Here is a 17,034-nt window from a genome sequence, read left to right as displayed (position 1 = left end):
GTGTCGCGAGGCCATTCTCCCGGTTTGCCGAGAAAACCCGGGAATCGCGCCTCGTCGTGCGGGTTCAGCGCGAGGCGCGCAAACGGCGGCGCATGCGGGTCGCCAGGAAGGCGCCGGCTACGAGGAAGAGGCCTCCGTGGTTGCCCGCGGGGTCCGTCGTTCCGGCCACGCGGCAGCCGCAGTCGCCCTCGGCCCCGGGATCGTCCGCCGAGGCGCCGCCCGCGCCGCCGGACGCGCTCGCGCCGCTGCCGGATGCGCCCGCGCCGCCTCCGCCGCCGATGCCCGAGCTGCTCGAACCGCCGCCCACACCGCCCGTGGGCGAATCCATGACGAACTCGTACGCGCCCACCGCGGGGGGTTTGGCGCGGAGATATCCATCGAGGTCCGTGGTAAACCCGTCAGCGCTGTGGTCGATGCCGGCGCCGCGCGCGGGCGAGCTTTCCGTGAGGTGGTAATCGTCCGCGTCGGGCGCGACGAACCCGGCCTCGGCGACCGTGGGCACGAAGAGGTTGCCCTCGGCCGCCCAGCCCACGTCGTTGCCTGCGCCGATGGCCGAGCTCGGCCCCACGACGAAATTGTTGTACGCGAACGCGCCTTCGATCTTGTCGCCGAAGACCTGCACCGCGGCCTTGCCGAAGCCGACCAGCGTGTTGTGGGCGATGCGGTAGGACACGGGCCCCGGGTTGTTTTGAATGTTCGCGTAAATGTTCGTCTCGCCGAAGCGCAGCACGACGTTGTCGGCGACGGTGGTGTCGTTCGCGCCGAACACGAAGATGCCGTTCACCGGGCCGTCGGAGATGATGTTCCGGCGGATGTCGCACTTCGAGGGGCCCCCGATCTGCAGGCCCATCCACTGGTAGAGCACCATCTCGCCGCCGACGCGGCGGATGATGTTGTCGTGGACGCTGCAGCCCTCGCGGGCCATGCCGACCTGCGCGCCGTCCCAGCCCGTGTCTTCCACGAGGCAGTGGTCGATCTCGATGCCCTCCAGGAAATGCGGCATGCGCACCTCCTGCTGGCCATTGCAGGTGATGGTGTGGCCGGCGCCCTGGGTGCTTCCCACGTAAAACCCTTCGCCGCCGGTGTCGTGGATCCAGAGGTGGTGCAGGCGCACGTTTTTCTGGATGAACTTGTCCTGATCGGCGCTGCCGTCGCAGAGGGGGTCGGTCTTCGACACGACGCCCGCGAAGCCGGTCTCGTAGACCTCGATGTGATCGACCTCGTAGTCGGTGCTCTTGTCGAGGAACCAGAGGCCCACGCCGGGATACGGTTCCTTGTCCGGCGCGCTGACCCGGAAGCCGTACTCGACGCCGGCTTCCCCGGTTCCGGTGAGATGAAAATGGTGGGAGCTACCCTGGAAATCGACGGAGTAGGCACGATCGAGGTTGCGCACGTTGACGACGCCGCCGCAGTTCTTCACGACGACGGGCGCCTCCTCCGTGCCGCGGATCTCGCGGAAGCGGATGTACTCGTAATCTCCGGCCATGACGCAGACGACGTCGCCGGGTTTGACGCCGAGTTCGGTGCCGTTCACGGACCAGGTACCGGGCGTGATCTCGTGATTGCAGCCGCAATCGGCGGCTGACGCGGAGGCTGGATCGAGGATCAGGAGCGAGAGGGCCGTGCAGGCAGAGAGGGCGAGCGAGGTGCGGGCGTGTTTCGAGGAGGGCATACCCACATGGTAACGGGTTCAACGGCGGCGAAACAAGGTGCCCGTGGGTCGTGGCACGTAAACGCCCTCGCCGCCCACGAAGACCTCGCCGCTCGGGAGGGCGAAAATCGTGTCCACCATGCTGAACGCGGGTTGTGTCCACTTGTTTTGCGCGGCGAGTTCGTCGGTCCAGGTCTTTCCCCCATCCTCCGAGTGCTGGAATGTTCGATTCCGGCCACCCACGAAGATTTCACTCTTGCCGCGACAAGCGAGCGCGCAAAGCTCCATCGAGCCGAACGAATGCGCCTTCGTCCAGGTCTTGCCCCGATCCTTCGACTGATGGATCGAGCCGCTGGCGTCGATGACGTGCATCACCCCGTCGCCGGTGCCGCAAATGCCACGGAGGGGCGCGGCTTGGAGGGCCACGGTCGTCCAGGTCTTTCCACGGTCCTTCGTGTGCACGAGCGCGGTCGTGCTCATCCAGGAGCCATCTTTCGGGGCACCTTCGCCGAACGCCCATACGTCGCGGCCTTTGCCCCATACGCCGTGGAGCCAGCGAAGGCCCAGCGCTTCGCCTTGGCGCTCCCACGTGTCCCCGCGATCCGAGGAGTGGAGGATCACGCCGTCCGAGCCGACGGCATACACGTCCCGATCATCGGCCCAAAACCCGTTGTAATAAGCATTCGCCGGGACCGCGGTGGGTTTCCACGTGGTGCCGCGATCCGTCGAGCGGAGGATGAGGTCTCGCGCGCCCACCCATACCTCGTCGGGCGAGGTGCCCCATACACTCATGGGGGTGGTCTTTGGGGGAAGGTTGACGGGCCGCCACGTGAGGCCCCGATCGTTTGATTGCAAAAATTCGTTGACGGTGGCGGCAAAGACGAGGTCGCCGGCGCCCCATACCTCTCGCACCGGCGAATCGTAGTTGCCATGCTCGCCAGTCCAGGTGCCGGGCGGGCCGTCGAGCAGGATCAAAGCCATGGAGCTCGGCGGTTTGGCCTGGAGCGGAGGCGCAGGCGTCGGTTCGGGCGCGCGCGGCTTTTCTTCCGTCGCCGTGGGCGCAGGGACGACGACCACGGGCGCAGATTCGACCGGCGCCGCGGCCGGAGCAGGTGCAGGGGCCGAGGAGCTCGCGCCGCCGCAGGCCGCCGCGAGGAGGGCCGTCGGCGCAGCGGCCCAGGAAAACAGGCGCTTCAGAAATCGGTGCATTCGCGTGCCTCGTTCGAGCGCGCCACGCTACCCCCACGGCGGGCGGCGGGACAAGGTGCCGGCGCTCCGGAGGATGGAGGTTCGCGCCTCCAGGGATGGAGGCTGGAACCTCCATCCGAGGCGCGAGGCCCCGCCCTCCGTTACGCAATGGACAGAGGCGCCTCCGCTCCAGCCCGGACCATCCGGACGACGGGCACCTCGCCCGTGATGCCCTTGAGCGGCGCAGCCCCGCGGGTGGTGACGAGCTCGGCCGCGTTCACGGCAGGAGCGACGTCGGGCGCATCGAACACCTCGCTCGTGCACACGATCTCCCCGGCCCGCGCGAGGCCCTGGACGCGCGCCGCGATGTTCACGGTCCGGCCGAAATAATCGAGCCGCTCGTTGAGCTCGACCGCGATGCACGGGCCCGTGTGCAGGCCGATCTTGAGCAGGAGGTCCGCCTCTTTGAGCTCGGCGATCGCGCGGTTCATGAGGATCGCGGCGCGCATCGCGTGGATCGGCTCGGCGAAGCTCGCCATGACCGCGTCGCCGATGGTCTTCACGATGGCGCCGCCCTGGGCCGCGGCGATCGAGCGGAGCACGGAAAAATGCTTGCGGACGAGGTCGTAGGCGCGGAGGTCGCCCACGCGCTCGTAAAGGGCTGTGGAGCCGGTGAGGTCGGTGAAGAGCACAGTGACGCGCTTGAGCTCGAGCCCGCCCTCGGACGGGATGCTCTCGGCCCGGAAGAGGTCGCGGAACGACTGCGACGAGACGAGCCGCGCCCCCGTGAGGTACGGGAGGAGCGGATGATTGAGTGGTTTGCCAGGCTCGGCCGGATCGGGCCAGGTGCGGCCGACGGGCGAGACGAAATACCCGACGGCGTGCGTGGTGCGGTTCAACATGCGGAGATCGACACGCCCGGTGCCGACGTCGACGCGGTGTGGGATCGCGCGGCCGTCGAGGATGTCGAAGGACGCTTCGCGCGGGCCGCCTTCCTGCACGCGGACGTACACGGCGACGTGGCCCGCGGGCGCGAGCAGGACGAACTGGCCGCTCTCGACGAAGTCGATGGTCGCCGTGTGGGCCTCGCCCGGGCGCGCGCGGCCCGCAGCGAGGATGCTCTCGCCGAGCGCGCGGTGCGGGCGTGAGGCAGGGGCGACGCTCGACGAGAAGTAGAGCCGGATGGCGTCCTCGCGCAGATCGATGGTGTCGGGCGCATGAAAGCGGATGCGTCGCGCGGAAGGGGCCACGGTGAACGCGACCTCGACGCGATCGTCGATGGATCCTTCGAGGTTCAGGTTGCAGAAGTTGCAGTGTTGCGACTGGAGCGAGCGCAATCCGCCGGCCGTCGTGAGGAAGGCCATGCAGCCGGGGCAAAGCATGCCCCACGCGAAATCGAGGATGCCGACGTGCGTCGCGTGGAGAAAAAGCTCGATGCCCTCTTGCTCGTCGAGGCCGTGGGTCGCCGCGTACCGGAGGGGGCTCATGCGGAAGAGGGCCTCGTCCGGCGCGCTCGTGACGTACGCCGCGAAATCGTCGAGGGTGCCCACGGAAAACCGGCCCTTGCCGCGGAGGACGTCGAGCCGAAGGGAGAGGTCGGAGGGCGTCATGCGCCCCGATCGTACCAGCTCCCCGCGGCGCGGCGAGCGCTCAGGGCGCGTCCTTTTCGAAGGGGTCTGCGTACATCGGATCGACGAGCAGCTTCTCGTCGGTGAGCGTCTTCAAGAACGCGACGAGCGAGGCTTTTTGCTCGGGCGAGAGGTTCAGCTTGCGCGGCTCGGTCGAGCCCTGGACGCGCAGGCGCGGGTCGAGGTTCGGGTGGGGTTTCACGCCGGCGTTGTAATGCTCGACGACCTCGGCGAGGGTCTCGAAGCGCCCGTCGTGCATGTACGGGCCGGTGAGCGCCACGTTGCGGAGCGAGGGCGACTTGAAGCGGCCGTTGTCCTGCGGGTTGCCGGTGATCTCGCCGAGGCCGTTGTCTTCGACGTCGGTCGTGGCGTCGAGGCCGTTGTTCGTGGGGATGGCGATGAAAAAGAACGCGTTGTTCCGGCGCGGCGGCGGATGGGGCGGGCCCTCGTCGAGGTGGCAAGCCGCGCAGCCGCCCGCAGGGCCGAGGAAGAGGGCCTTGCCCGCGTTTTCCTCGGGCGTGAAGGTGGAGAAGTTTGCCTGGATGTCGCCGCCCGCGGCCTCGATGCCCTCGTCGAAGCGAGAGCGGTACGAGACGATCGATCGGACGAACTGCGCGAGGGCGCGGGAGATGCGGTCCGAGGTGATCGCAGGGTCGCCGAAAGCTTTTTCGAAGAGCTTCGGGTAGTAGCTCTGCGCCGAGACGTTCGCGACGAGCTCGTCGAGCGTGAGGCCCATCTCCACGGGATCCTGGATCGGGCGGAGGACTTGATCTTCGAGCGTGGCCGCGCGCTCGTCCCAGAAGAAGCGGCCGTCGCGGTAGTAGCGGGCGCCTTCGACGCTCATCGAGTTGCGCCCGGTCTCGCCGCCCTCGAAGCCGAGGCTCAGGCGCGTCGTGTCGGAGAATGCGTCCTTCTGCTTGTGGCAAGAAGCGCAGGCGACGGCGCCGTTTTGCGAAAGGGCCGTGTCGTAGAAGAGCACGCGGCCGAGCGTCGCGCCGTCGTCGGTGATGGGGTTTTCCGCGGGTGTGTTGTCCTGATCTTGCGCGAGCTGGCCCTGGAAATGCGCAGGGAGCTCGATCGCGGCGTAGTTGTACGGGGTCTCGGGGAGATCGAGCCCGTCGTCGTCGGTCGTCCCCGGGGATCGATCGGATCGGGCGTCTCGGCCGCGGGGCCCTCGCAAGCGGCAAGGGCAACCATGCAGGTCAAGGTGATCAAGCCAATCGTCGTCGTCTTGCGCACAAGGCACCTCTCGTCGTCGCCAGGGGGAAAGCTCGACGGCGAGACAGAGCAAATCAGGTGCCAACGGAGAAAAAGGCCGGTCTCCGCCGAGAATTTGCCCGGCCGGCGAGCGCTCGGTAAAGCCGTCGGGCATGCGCCTCCTCCCCGCGTCCCTTCTGTCGCTCTGCCTGATCTCGCTCGCGGCCTGTAGCCCGAGCTCCGACGAGGTCGCCTGCACCACGATCGCGGCCATCTCCGTGACGGTCGACGTCGTCGACAGCACCGGCGCGCCCGTCACCGACGCCGATCTGACGTACACGGTGAACGGCGGCCCGTCGAAGCCCTGCGAGCAGGTGGTCGAGAATAGCTACGATTGTGGCGTGGAGGAGTCGGGCAACTTCGTCATTACGGCGACGCGCGACATGGCGACGAAGAGCGCGAACGTCACCGTGACGGCCGACGAGTGTCACGTCATCGGACAATCCCTCACGATGACGCTCGATTGAGGCGTTTTCCCATGAAGACCTCCGCCCGCCCGCGCGCCGCGCTCCTGCCCCTCGGGAGCGCGCTCTTCAGCGTCTCCTGCATAGCCCAATCTCCGCTTCAAGCGACCGTCGTCTCGGACCCGCAGTTCGCGCCGGCGCCGCAGCCGCCTCCGCCGGCACAGGCCGCCGCGCAGCCGCCGGCAGAGGCCCACCGGCCCGAGGTCGCGGTGCTGCCGATCGAGGACGACCAGCTCTTCCGCGCCGAGCGTGCGGCCCTCCGCGCGGAGCTCGCGGCGCACCTCGCCCGGATCGCGCCTGATTACCTGATCCTCGGGCCGGCCATGGTCGATCCCAAGCTCAGGCCCGTCTCCCAGAAAACCGGGCACCGATGCGCTTACGAGGGCGAACCCCTGTCGCGGCGCGCCCACGACGAGGGCTGGTTGACGACCGACGTGATGCGGATCAGCGGGGTCGGCAGGGAACGCGGCGAGGTGCTCTGGATCAACCTCGGCGCGCGCTTCGGCGCCCCCGATGTGACGTTCGAAGGGCCCTGGAATCCGCAGCTCGGGCTCGTGGATCGGTATCGCGCGGCGTTCGCTTCGCTGGTCCGGAAAGAACGCGCAGGCGTGGTCGGCGGCCTCATGGCGCGGGGGACCGAGGGAAACGCGCTCCGCGAAGGCCCCATCACGATCTGCGAGGACAAACCTTTTGGCCAGTGTGACGCCGGCTCGGTGGACTGGAAAGACCGCGCAGGCAGCCTCGTCGCGTGTTTTTCGAATGACGACGACGTGCGCCGCGATTTCCTCGTGCAGGGCGACGCGGGCGGGCGGTATTGCGAACAGGAAAACCTCGACCTGCGGGACGGTCGCGAGGGCGCGCGCGAGGCGTGCGTGTGCCAGGCGCTCGTCGGCTCGGCGGCGATGGGCAAGCGGCCCGGGCGGCGCACGATCCACGTGCGGTACGAGGCTCCGGATCTCACCGGAAAGCCGCGGCCGGAGGTGCGCGTGATCGAGGCGAGCACGAACATCCACGTCGAGGACGACTGGCATTCGATGGATCAGGTGGTCGACGGGAAAAAGCGATACACGGCCGTCAAGCGGCTCGTGGTCGACAACGTCGATTCGCTCGCCGCGCCGCTCGCGCGTTGCGCGGCTCCTGCCGGCAGCGTGATCGTGGCGGATCTCGATATCCGCGAGGACGGCGTGCCCGCCCTCGGCAAGGTCGTCGCCGGGACGGCCGATCGCGAGCTTTCCGCGTGTATCGACAAAGCCCTCGGCCGCGGCGCGTTCGTCTGCACGGACGACGGGAGCAGCGCGCGGGTGCGCGTCGCCCTCGCCTGGTGAGCGCGCAGCTCGTCATTCCCGCCGCTCTTTTTGCACTTCATCGACGAGGGTGAGCGCGAGGCGCGCGGCGCGCCCGATCTGGTCGAGATCGATCTGGTCGGGCGTGTCCGTGGGCTGGTGGTAATCGGCGAGCGCGGCGTCGGAGAGAAAAATCGTGGGCGTGTGCGGGCCAAACGGGACGCTGTCGGAGGCGTATCCGAGGCGCCTGAACGCGGCCTCGGGAATGCCGAAGAGGGGCCGGTCCTCGCGCGCGGCGGCGCGATCGAGGAGCGCGCGTGTCTTTTCGCCGTCCCGCGCGCCGACGACGAACCCGAGCGCCTCGGCCGCGCGGGGGACGACGAGACGGAGCGGCGAGCCGTCGAGCAAGGGCCTGCCCACCATGTCGAGGTTCACCATGAGCGCGAGCCGCGCGAGCGGGACCGTGGGCGCCTCGACGAAGGCCTCGGCCCCGAGCACGCCGCGCTCCTCGGCGCCGAACGCGACGACGACGAGGTCGAGGTCGGATCCGCGTAAGGCGTGGACGCGCGCAATTTCGAGCAAAGCGGCGACGCCAGAGGCATTGTCGTCGGCGCCGGGATAGACCTCGCCGTCGCGTTCGCCCTGCGCATCGTAATGGGCGCCGACGAGGACGACGGGGCCGTCGGGGGGAGTTTTTCCGCGGAGATGGGCGATGACGTTCTGATCGCGGACGCCGTCGCGCTCGAAGGGGACACAAGGGTCGTGGCCCTCGGGCGGGGAAAAACCGAACGAGAGGAAGGCGCGCGCGAGCAGATCGGCGACACGGCGGTTGTCGGCCGAGCCGGCGGCGCGGCCGTGGAGGGCGGGATCGGCGAGGAGATCGACCCACGCGCGGAGGTTTCCCCGCGAAGGCTCGGGCGCGCGAAGGTCGAGGCGCGGCGGAAGGAGCGGCGGGAAGTCGGCCGCGACGGCGCACGCAGGCTGAATGGGCGGAGGCGCGGGCGCTGGAGGCGTGGAAGCCGCAGGCGGCGCAGGCGGGGCCGCGGGGGGCGCGGCCGGCGTGCCGCACGAGGCAAGGACGAAAGCGAGGGCGAGCGGGAGGCGCGGCATCGGCGAGAGGGTACGCTGGGCCGAGGCCGAATCACCAGATCTCAATGCTGCGAGGAGGCTGTGGCGCTCGGCGCGGCGTTGTCGTCGAGAGGGAGGATCCAGGGTTTGGGGAGCAAGGAATCCTGGACGGTCGTGAGATCCACGTTCGGATCGATGATCCGCCGGCTCGGCCGGCCATTCATGGTCACCCACGCGTCCGCGTACACGGCCACGTGTTTGCCCCGGCGCGCGTAGTCGTCGGCGACGTGGTGCGCGAATTCGAGGATCATGTCCGGGCTCTGCGCCATCATCTTCGTCTGGAGCGGCGTGAGCCATCGAGACGGCTCGGCGTGGATCGTCCGGCCCGTCGCGTGGTCGTGGATCCGGAGCTCGACGAAGCCGAGCTTCTCCACGAGCATGACCCTCCAGGCAAACCGAAACCCTTCCTCGGTCCAGGCCGTGTTCCCGGGGTAAAAGAAATGGCGGAGCGGGAGCGCAATCTGCACGATCACGTGCGCCGCGACGAGGGCGATCCCGATGCGCTGCCGCGTCCCGAGCGGCCGCGGGGGCGGCTGTGCGGTGAGATCCTCGGGGAGCGAACGGACAAACCGGCGCGAGATGCGCGCGAGGAGCGGCCGCGGCCAGCTCGGCGGGAAGAAGATCAGCGCCGACGCAGACATGATCCACGGGAAGACCCCGATCGGGAAGAGCATGCCCGTCACGAAATGAAACCCGAGCACCGCGGCATAAGCGAAGCGCCGCGTGCGGTCGCGCAGCAGGAAAAACACCACGGTGAGGTCGAACGCGGCGCCCGCGAAGCTCGCCGCGCGCGCGACCCAGCGCTCGGCGAGGAAGGGGCCGACGAGCGGGATGTCCGTGTGCGCCGAGAGCCAGATTCCGAGCGGTTCGCCGCGCAGGAGCCAATCCGGCCCGAGCTTCGCGATCCCCGCGAAGACGTACACGACCCCGATCTGGAAACGCAAAAGTACGAGCACCCAGGCGGGCGCCGTCCGGCTCGCGAGCACCGGGTTTCTCCATGCATCGATCGACGCCGCCCGGTGGAGCGGCAGGAAGATCATCAAAAAGGAGAGGATGCTGATGAGGTAATAGTGATTGAGGTAGGTCGCCTTCTCCAGGAGCTCGACGTACGTGAACGCGACGAACAGGACGGCCGCCGCGGCGCGGTAAAAGAGCCCGACCATCACGAGGGCGCTCGCGAGGCCGAGGACCACGAAATGGGCGTACATGCCCCAGCTCGTCCAGGGCGAGATCCACGAGAAACCGAAGTAATGAAAGTGGAGCGGGGGGGTGATGTAAAAATCGCGGATCCAGCCGTTCGCCCAGAACCGGACGATGCTCACCAGCATGAGCGCGCCGAAGAGGATGCGGAACGCGGCGAGGGACGCGATGTCGACGGGGCGGAAGAGCCTCTCGACGAGGCTCTCCCGCGCCGCGCCGTCAGTCGCCGTCATTGTCGCTCAAGGTGACGGCGACACCGAGGACGCTGGCGACGTCGGTGGAGAGCAGCCGCCGCACGACGCGCAATGCGTCCTGCGCCTTGGTGACGGCCGCGGGATTCTCCGTGATCGCGGTGCGCAGGGGCGCCGGGATCGCCGAGGTCGCGGCCATCGCGTCCGTGAAGGCCTTCTTGACGGAGGAATCGATGGCAGGGCTGCGCGCGGCGACGAGCTCCGAGATGCCACGCCCGCTGCGATCGCCGTGGCGGCCGAGGTAGACGTCCTCGACGCCGCGGAGCGTGCCGAGCAAGTCATCGATCGAGTTGTCGCTGAAACGCGATTCGACGAGCGTGGGATCCGGGCCGGTGCCGCTCACGATGCCGAGCGGGCCCGAGACCCGGTTTTCGCTCACCGCAATCATGGCGGAGATGAGCAGGTTGACGACCCGCGCAATGCCGTCTTGCCCCGTCAAAAAGAGCGAGCTGCCCGAGCCCGCCTTCGCGACCTGATCCACGAACGCGCCGCCCTCCAGGCTCCACGCATCCTGCGCCGTGGTCGTGTTCATGGCAATCGCCTCGGCGAGCGCGCGCGCATACGTACAGCGCTTTTTCCCCGCCGCATCCGCGCCCCCGAGGGACGCGAGGACCGCGGCATTGCCGCCCGCCGGATCAAAGAGCAGGAATTCGAGCGCCGGCAAGCCCTTCGTGCTCACGCCGAGCGAGGCGATGTGCGTGGCCATGACGGGCTCGGGCGCGGCGGTGATCGCGGACTCGATGGAGTCGGTGCGCGCGGGCCAGAAGTCGATGGCGCTGCCGATGCGGAGGTCTTCGACGGGGCCGAACCGGAACGCCTCGGCATGTTTCCACGGCACGCGCGCCGCCCGCCACGCCGCCTGCGCCGCCGTGAGCGTCGCCTCCGTCGGCGCGTCGCAGAACGCCGCGACGGCGGGAGGCAGCGGGAGCGCCTCTTTTTCGAGCTCGTCGTAGATCGGCAGCATCACCTCGTGGGCGAGGTCGTTCATCACCGCGCGTTGCGCCGTGTCGTCGGCGGTCGGCGTCCCGCACGAGGCGGCCGCGAGGGCGAGCGTGAGGGTGAAGCAGAGGGCGGACCGGGAAGGAAAGGCGGGCGGGGACAAGCTCATAACGACTCCAGGAACCAGACGAGCGCGCGGCGATCCTCGGCCGGCAGTGCGCGGAACGCCTCACGAGAGCCTTCCGCCTCGCCGCCGTGCCAGAGCACGGCCTCGACGAAGCCGCGCGCGCGGCCATCATGTAGCAGATTTTCGTGGCCATTGACGACCCGCAGGAGCCCGATCCCCCAGAGCGGCGCCGTCCGCCACTCGCGCCCGTCCGCCTTGAAGTCGGGCCGCTCGTCCGCGAGCGCCTCGCCCATGTCGTGCAAGAGGAGGTCGGTGAAGGGGCGAATCGTCTGGCCCGAGAGCTCGGGGTAGCCGTCGAAGGTCCCGGTGTGGAACACGGGCGTGTGGCATTTGCCGCAGCCGAGCTCCAGGAAATGCCGCTTGCCGGTGAGGACCCCGGGATCGGCGACGTCGCGGCGCGCGGGCACGGCGAGGGTCGTCGAATAAAACGCGACGTCCCCGAGGATCTTCTCGCTCGCCTCGGGGGTGCCGCCGGTCGGGGCGGCCTTGCAATCGGCCTGGGCGTCCGTGCAGTCCTCGGTCATGAACAGCGACGTGGTGATGCCTATGTCGCCGTGGAATGCGCCCGCCGTCTGCTGCATGAGCGTCGGCTGGTTCGCCTTCCAGCCGAATCGACCAAGCGAAGCGGCCCCGCGCACGACGTCCCACACGTGGTTCGCCCGGCCCGAGATGCCATCGCCGTCGGCGTCGTCCGGATCTTCGGCCCGGAGGATGTCCTCCTCGGAGACGGCTTCGAGCAAGCCGAGGCCGATCATCACGGGCGCGACGCGCGGCGAGATCAACGTGCCGGGCTGCATGTCGCCACGCGCCGCGGCGATCGTGTAGATGGGCTTGCGCAGGCTGTACGTCTCGCCGTCCGGGAACGAGCCGGGCATTTCTTCATACGCGACGAACGCGTCCCCCTCGGGGAGGACGCCCGGGATCGCGCGCGGCTGGAGCTGGCCGCCGTAGGTGGGCTCGGGAGCGGGGCCGCCATGCGCGTCCGTGCCGGGAATGCTGAGTCGGAGCAGGACCGAGACGAGTGGTTCGGCCGGATCGTCCGGCGGGCTGCCGCGGCCGTCGAGGAGGTGACAGGACGAGCACGAGCGCGCGTTGAAGAGCGGCCCGAGCCCGTCCCGCCCCTCGGTGGAGGAGGGAGCGATGACCCAGTTTTCCTTGAAAAACGAATTTCCCACGAAGAACGCGCTACGCCGCTCGGCCGTCATGTTGCGGGCCGAGAGCGAATACGCGTTCTTCGAGGTGTCGTGGACCGTGGTCTCACCGCCGGAAAGCTCCTCCCCCGGCTCGGCCGAGGGGCCGGTCTCCTCGGGGGGGGCGTCCGCGCCGCAACCGACGACCACGAAGACGACAGGAAACACGAGCCATCGCATGGCGATCACTCCTCGATGTTGAGCTGGATGCCGAACAGCTTCGCGACCTCGTTGATCGTCGCCGTCTGCTTGCGGAGCGCTTCGATCGCCGTCTTCACCTTCTGCCGGCCGGGCGCCGTGTCGTCGCCGAGGATCGCCTGATCAAACGGCTCTCCAATGGCCTTGATCGCTTCGATGCTCTCCTGCATCTCCTTCTGGAGGCGCGCGTCGAGCGCCGCATCACGCGCGCGCACGAGATCGTCGATCCCGGGCAGGTCGACCTGGCCGCGGCGGCCGAGGTAGACGTTCTGAATGCCAAGCGCGTTGTTGAGAATGTCCTTGTGTGTGTTGTCGCTGAAACAGGAGTGTTCGTCCTCCTGCTCCTTCGTGTCGTACGCGACCTGCATACGCTCGCCGGCGAGCTCCGCGCCGCTCAGGCTGCCGATGCCGAGCAGGATGCGGCGCACCGCCTCCTCGGGCGCGAGCGCGACGAACGACGCCCGATAGGCTCCGCCCTCCGGCGCCCACTCCGCCGAGACCGAGCTGAGGTCCTGCAGAAGGAGTTTTCCTGCCGCGAGGAGGTACTGGCCGCGCCGCTCCTGGTTCGCGGCCGTGCCCATGTCGACCACGTAATCGGTGTACGGCCGCTGCCCGGGGCCGTCGGCATTCGTGTCCTGGCCCCAGAGCAAGAACTCGATCGCGTGGTACCCGGTCGAGATGTCCTTCTCGCCGGGGTTCTCGTTCAGCTCGGCGATCGTGGTCTCGTCGATCGTCGGATAGGTCATGGCATCGTTGATGATGCCCGCGCCCGGCTCGCCCGCCACGTAATCGACGTGCGCCTCGTCCATCGGCCAGGCATTGATGCGGCCCTCGGGACCGTCGTCGTCGTCGATGGGGCCGCCGTAGAAGCGGAAGGCCTCGGTCTGGCCGTACGGATCACGCGCGAGGAGCCACGCCTCGCGCGCGGCCTTGAACCTCGCCTCCGTGGGCTCCGCCACGAACTGCGCGAGCGAGGCGTTGAGCGAGGCGGTCTCGTCGATGGCTTCGACGTACGAGCCGTGCACGAGGTTCGCATACGCCGCGATGACGGGCGGCGCGTCCTCGGAGAGGGGCTTCGCGCCGTTCGTCACGGGATCCGACCCGCATCCGGTGAGCAGCCCGGCCACCGCGCTCGCGAGGGCCACGGACTGCAAGGTTCGTTTCGTAGGCTTGGTCATGTTTTGGCACTCCAGAAAATGAAAGTGACTTTCACTTGTCACAGACGACCGAGCCATGTCAAGCGGCAACGGGAGACAGCCCGTGTTCAGCGACCGGCGGGGCGGACGATACCTGCGGCGCGGAAGGCTTCGTCGAGGTCCGCTTGGACGTCGCCCGTGGGGATCGTCGTGGATCGACCGTCCTCCACGACATCGAGCGCGGAGCACTCGTAACAGATCACGAGGTCGACGGTGTGGCCTTCGCGCACGGCATGCACGCCGTGGCGAGGGTTGAAGCATTTGGCCTGTGTGCCGCCCTTGCGCACGCCGGCATTCACGATGCCGACGATCCGCTCGCGCGCCTTCGGATCGGCGACGTCGCCCTTCGCGAGGACCTGATGTCCGTGGAAGCTCTCCACGCCCGGCGGCGGTTCTCCCGCGTGGTCGGGATCGAGGGCGAGGACCTGGAACGAATCGGCCCCTTCGAGCACGGCCACCGTGGCGTCCGGGAGCGAGCCGCAGCCGAGGACGGATGCGGCGAGGAGGAGGAGGGCCGTGGCACGGGCGACGAAGAAACATCGCATGGCTGCGATCGTGTCTCGCAGATTTGACGTATCCGTGCAAATCGAAACGCGTGATATCCAGCCGGAGTCGCGTCCGTATCGGCGCGCGGAAGGAGAAGTCATGGATCGGTCTTTCCATTTCCGGCGCCGGCTCGCGGCGCAATTGCTCGGCGTGGCGCTCGCGGGGATGAGCGCGGCGGCCGTCGCGGGTTGTGGCAGCGACGTCGAGAAGGAAGGTCAAGGCGGTCAGGGAGGTCAGGGAGGCCAGGGAGGCCAGGGAGGCCTCGGTGGGTCTGGAGGCCAAGGGTCTTTCTTCAACACGGTCACGGAGTGCTTCGCCTGGCCCCAAGAAGGCAGCGGCGGCGCAGGCGGGAGCGGCGGCGCAGGCGGTGCAGGCGGCGCGGGCGGCTCGATGGTGCCCCCGTGCCCGCCGAAGGGAGACGCGCTCATGCACGTGGAGGGCATGAGCGACCCGGGGATCTGCGGCGTCGTGGTGAACACCGAGGGGACCTTCGATGACGGCCAGTGCTGCTACGAGGTGACGTACGAAAGCTGCGGCGCCGCCGGTCGGCCCTTCCTCGTGGAAGGCCGCGCCCGCGCGGCGAGCCGCGCCCGAGGTCGATCGACCTGGATGGAAAGCGCCCTCCCCGCGCCCGATCTCGCCGGTTTGTCCCCGGACGAGCGCGCCCTGCTCGCCGCCGCCTGGACCCGCGACGGCCTGCTCGAACATGCGTCGATCGCCTCGTTCGGCCGGTTCGCGCTGGAGCTGCTCGCCGTGGGGGCGCCGGCCGATCTCGTGGCGCGCACGCACGAGGCCGCGCTCGATGAGGTCCGGCACGCGCGCCTCGCCTTCGCGCTGGCCTCGGCCTACGCCGGGGAGCCCCTCGGACCGGGCGCGTTCCCGTTCGTCGGGGGCAACCTGTCCGTGAGCGCGGATCTCGCGGACGTGGCGGCACGCGCGGTGCGCGAAGGATGCATCGGCGAGACACTCGCGAGCCTGGTCGCGGCCGAGCAAGCCGCGCGGGCGACGGATCCGGCCGTGCGCGAGGCGCTCGCCGCCATCGCCGAGGACGAGGCGCGGCATGCGGAGCTCGCCTGGCGGGCCGTGGCGTGGGCGCTCGGGAGCGGGGATGCGGCCGTCGCGCGGTCCGTGCGAGCGGCCTTCGTGGAGGCGCTCGCCGTGGGAGCCTCGTTCGAGGTGCAGGTGGGCGGAGCGGGCGCGCTCGAAGCGCACGGGCGTCCGGAAGCGGCGGTGCTGCGGGCCTCGATGACGCGCGCGCTCGACGAGGTGGTGCGACCGGCCGCGGAGGCGCTCCTCGGCAGCCTACCAGCGCCGGCGCGTGAAGGCCGTGAACGCGCGGAGCACGGGTAGCGCCGCGAGGCCCACGGCGAACGCCGCGGTCAGGCCGAGGACGCTGCGCGCCTTGGCCACCTTCGGAAGGTGCGCCGCGCCGGCGAGGGCCATCGCCGGCGGCGCGCTCCGCTGCGGCGACGACGCGGCCGGCGCCCACGGCCGCTCGGGCGTCGGCTTCGAGCCGGTGAAGAAGTCCACGAGCGCGCTCGTGAACACCGGCAGATCCTGCGGCCCGCGACTCGAAATGATGTTGCCGTCCCGCACGACCGCCTCGTCGCGCCAGGTCGCTCCCGCGTTCACCAGATCGTCCCGGATCCCGGGCCACGACGTGATGTGCCGCCCGCGGAGAATGCCCGCCGACGCGAGCACCCACGCCCCGTGACAGATCGCGCCGATGGGCTTGCCCGCCGCGTCGAAGGCCCGGACGAACTCCCGCACTTCCTGGCTTTGCCGCAGGAAATCCGGCGCGATGAAGCCGCCCGGCACGAAGAGCGCGTCGTACTCGGCCGGGTCCGCCTCCCGGATCGTCCGCTGCACGCGCACCCGCCGCCCCGGGACGTCGACGTTCATCCCCACGATCTTCCCGGGCCGGAGCGACAGCACCTCGACCTCTCCGCCCTCGGCGCCGATCGCGCGTGCCGGCGTGAAGAGCTCGACCTGTTCGAACCCGTCTGCCGTGAGCACCGCGATCTTCCGGCCCGCGAGCCTCCGATGCCGCGCGGGGCGTGCCGCGAAGAAGCTCGCGCCCCCGAGGGCGAGGTACTTGGCGAGCGTGCCGGCGGTGCCCATCGCGCGGCGAAAATTCGGGACGAGGCGCTCGGGCATCACCAGCGCGTCGACGGCATATCCGCCGAGGGCCGAAAGCGCGCTGGCGAGGAGCACGCCCCCGGGTCGCTCCGGACGGGCCCGCGCGAGCACCCCTTGGTACACGAGGCCCCAGCCGAGCAGGCCGCCGGTGAGCAGCAGGAACCCGAGGGGCGTGGCGTCGCCCTGGAACCGGAGGCCGACCCGCCGTGTCGGCATGGCCGCCGTGGCCATCGCGTTGAGCCCCGCCCACGGGGAGCCCCGTGCGATCGTCGAAGAGCTCATCATGGCCGTCGCGGTCGCCGCCGTCAGCGCGGCGCCCGTCCACAGTCCTCGCGTCACGATTGCTCGCATGGTCCCTCCTGTCGCGTCGTGCCCACGGGGAGAGCCGCGGATTGCATCACGAGTGCCACGTCCGGGCGCAGCCGGGCGCTCTCGGCGGGGATTTGCGCAGCCGCCAAGCGCGTGACGGGGGTTTGGGGGGAACGACCGCGATGCGGCGGACGAAACTCCGGGCAATGGGTCGTCCGACCTGCTACGGTGCGTCCCTTTGCAACACCCCGGGGGGCGCTGCTCGGACGAACCGAGCTCT

General features: G+C 69.4%; 14 protein-coding genes. 3 read left to right on the top strand and 11 right to left on the bottom strand.

Features of this window, described 5'->3' with window-relative positions; genetic code table 11:
* Window positions 1–64: 64 nt before the first annotated feature.
* The 4 genes from POL67_RS24330 to POL67_RS24315 all read right to left on the bottom strand — a co-directional run bounded on the left by POL67_RS24330 (window position 65) and on the right by POL67_RS24315 (window position 5,647).
* Window positions 65–1,672, bottom strand: coding sequence for a right-handed parallel beta-helix repeat-containing protein (locus POL67_RS24330; RefSeq protein ID WP_271921042.1), 1,608 nt, complete (start codon window positions 1,670–1,672; stop codon window positions 65–67).
* 18 nt (window positions 1,673–1,690) lie between these two features.
* Window positions 1,691–2,860: a sialidase family protein gene (locus tag POL67_RS24325; RefSeq protein WP_271921040.1), complete on the bottom strand. Its 1,170-nt coding sequence runs from the start codon at window positions 2,858–2,860 to the stop codon at window positions 1,691–1,693.
* A 140-nt stretch (window positions 2,861–3,000) separates the two neighbouring features.
* Window positions 3,001–4,449: an adenylate/guanylate cyclase domain-containing protein gene (locus POL67_RS24320; RefSeq protein WP_271921038.1), complete on the bottom strand. Its 1,449-nt coding sequence runs from the start codon at window positions 4,447–4,449 to the stop codon at window positions 3,001–3,003.
* 40 nt (window positions 4,450–4,489) lie between these two features.
* Complete coding sequence (locus POL67_RS24315) at window positions 4,490–5,647, bottom strand: cytochrome-c peroxidase (RefSeq protein ID WP_271921036.1); 1,158 nt, start codon at window positions 5,645–5,647, stop codon at window positions 4,490–4,492.
* Between the two features lie 190 nt (window positions 5,648–5,837).
* Between POL67_RS24315 and POL67_RS24310 the strand changes: the two genes are divergently transcribed.
* Both POL67_RS24310 and POL67_RS24305 read left to right on the top strand, forming a co-directional pair.
* Entirely contained in the window at window positions 5,838–6,191 is a 354-nt protein-coding gene (locus POL67_RS24310) for a hypothetical protein (RefSeq protein ID WP_271921033.1), read from the top strand.
* An 11-nt stretch (window positions 6,192–6,202) separates the two neighbouring features.
* Window positions 6,203–7,513, top strand: coding sequence for a hypothetical protein (locus POL67_RS24305; RefSeq protein ID WP_271921031.1), 1,311 nt, complete (start codon window positions 6,203–6,205; stop codon window positions 7,511–7,513).
* A gap of 12 nt (window positions 7,514–7,525) precedes the next feature.
* Here POL67_RS24305 and POL67_RS24300 read toward each other — a convergent pair whose 3' ends face one another.
* The 6 genes from POL67_RS24300 to POL67_RS24275 all read right to left on the bottom strand — a co-directional run bounded on the left by POL67_RS24300 (window position 7,526) and on the right by POL67_RS24275 (window position 14,305).
* Window positions 7,526–8,581 carry a M28 family metallopeptidase gene (locus tag POL67_RS24300; protein WP_271921029.1) on the bottom strand — a complete coding sequence of 352 codons (1,056 nt, stop codon included), beginning with the start codon at window positions 8,579–8,581 and terminating at the stop codon, window positions 7,526–7,528.
* 41 nt (window positions 8,582–8,622) lie between these two features.
* Entirely contained in the window at window positions 8,623–10,032 is a 1,410-nt protein-coding gene (locus POL67_RS24295; protein WP_271921027.1) for an HTTM domain-containing protein, read from the bottom strand.
* On the bottom strand, window positions 10,019–11,158 hold the full coding sequence (locus tag POL67_RS24290; protein ID WP_271921025.1) for an imelysin family protein: 1,140 nt from the start codon (window positions 11,156–11,158) through the stop codon (window positions 10,019–10,021). The genes POL67_RS24295 and POL67_RS24290 overlap by 14 nt, the downstream gene beginning before the upstream one ends.
* Entirely contained in the window at window positions 11,155–12,546 is a 1,392-nt protein-coding gene (locus tag POL67_RS24285; RefSeq protein WP_271921022.1) for a di-heme oxidoreductase family protein, read from the bottom strand. Before POL67_RS24285 ends, POL67_RS24290 begins: the two co-directional genes overlap by 4 nt.
* A gap of 5 nt (window positions 12,547–12,551) precedes the next feature.
* Entirely contained in the window at window positions 12,552–13,742 is a 1,191-nt protein-coding gene (locus tag POL67_RS24280) for an imelysin family protein (RefSeq protein WP_271921019.1), read from the bottom strand.
* Between the two features lie 86 nt (window positions 13,743–13,828).
* Window positions 13,829–14,305 carry a hypothetical protein gene (locus POL67_RS24275; protein ID WP_271921017.1) on the bottom strand — a complete coding sequence of 159 codons (477 nt, stop codon included), beginning with the start codon at window positions 14,303–14,305 and terminating at the stop codon, window positions 13,829–13,831.
* A 100-nt stretch (window positions 14,306–14,405) separates the two neighbouring features.
* Between POL67_RS24275 and POL67_RS24270 the strand changes: the two genes are divergently transcribed.
* Complete coding sequence (locus POL67_RS24270) at window positions 14,406–15,656, top strand: ferritin-like domain-containing protein (protein ID WP_271921014.1); 1,251 nt, start codon at window positions 14,406–14,408, stop codon at window positions 15,654–15,656.
* Here POL67_RS24270 and POL67_RS24265 read toward each other — a convergent pair.
* Window positions 15,609–16,796 (bottom strand): type 1 glutamine amidotransferase domain-containing protein, encoded by a 1,188-nt coding sequence (locus POL67_RS24265; RefSeq protein WP_271921012.1) that lies wholly within the window; start codon window positions 16,794–16,796, stop codon window positions 15,609–15,611. The two genes, POL67_RS24270 and POL67_RS24265, sit on opposite strands and share 48 nt — an antisense overlap.
* Window positions 16,797–17,034: the final 238 nt, after the last annotated feature.

It is taken from the genome of Polyangium mundeleinium, from assembly GCF_028369105.1.
GTDB classification, from domain to species: Bacteria; Myxococcota_A; Polyangia; order Polyangiales; family Polyangiaceae; genus Polyangium; species Polyangium mundeleinium.
The sequence above is the reverse complement of the archived record's forward strand: the minus strand, read 5'-3'. Positions and strand labels throughout refer to the sequence as shown.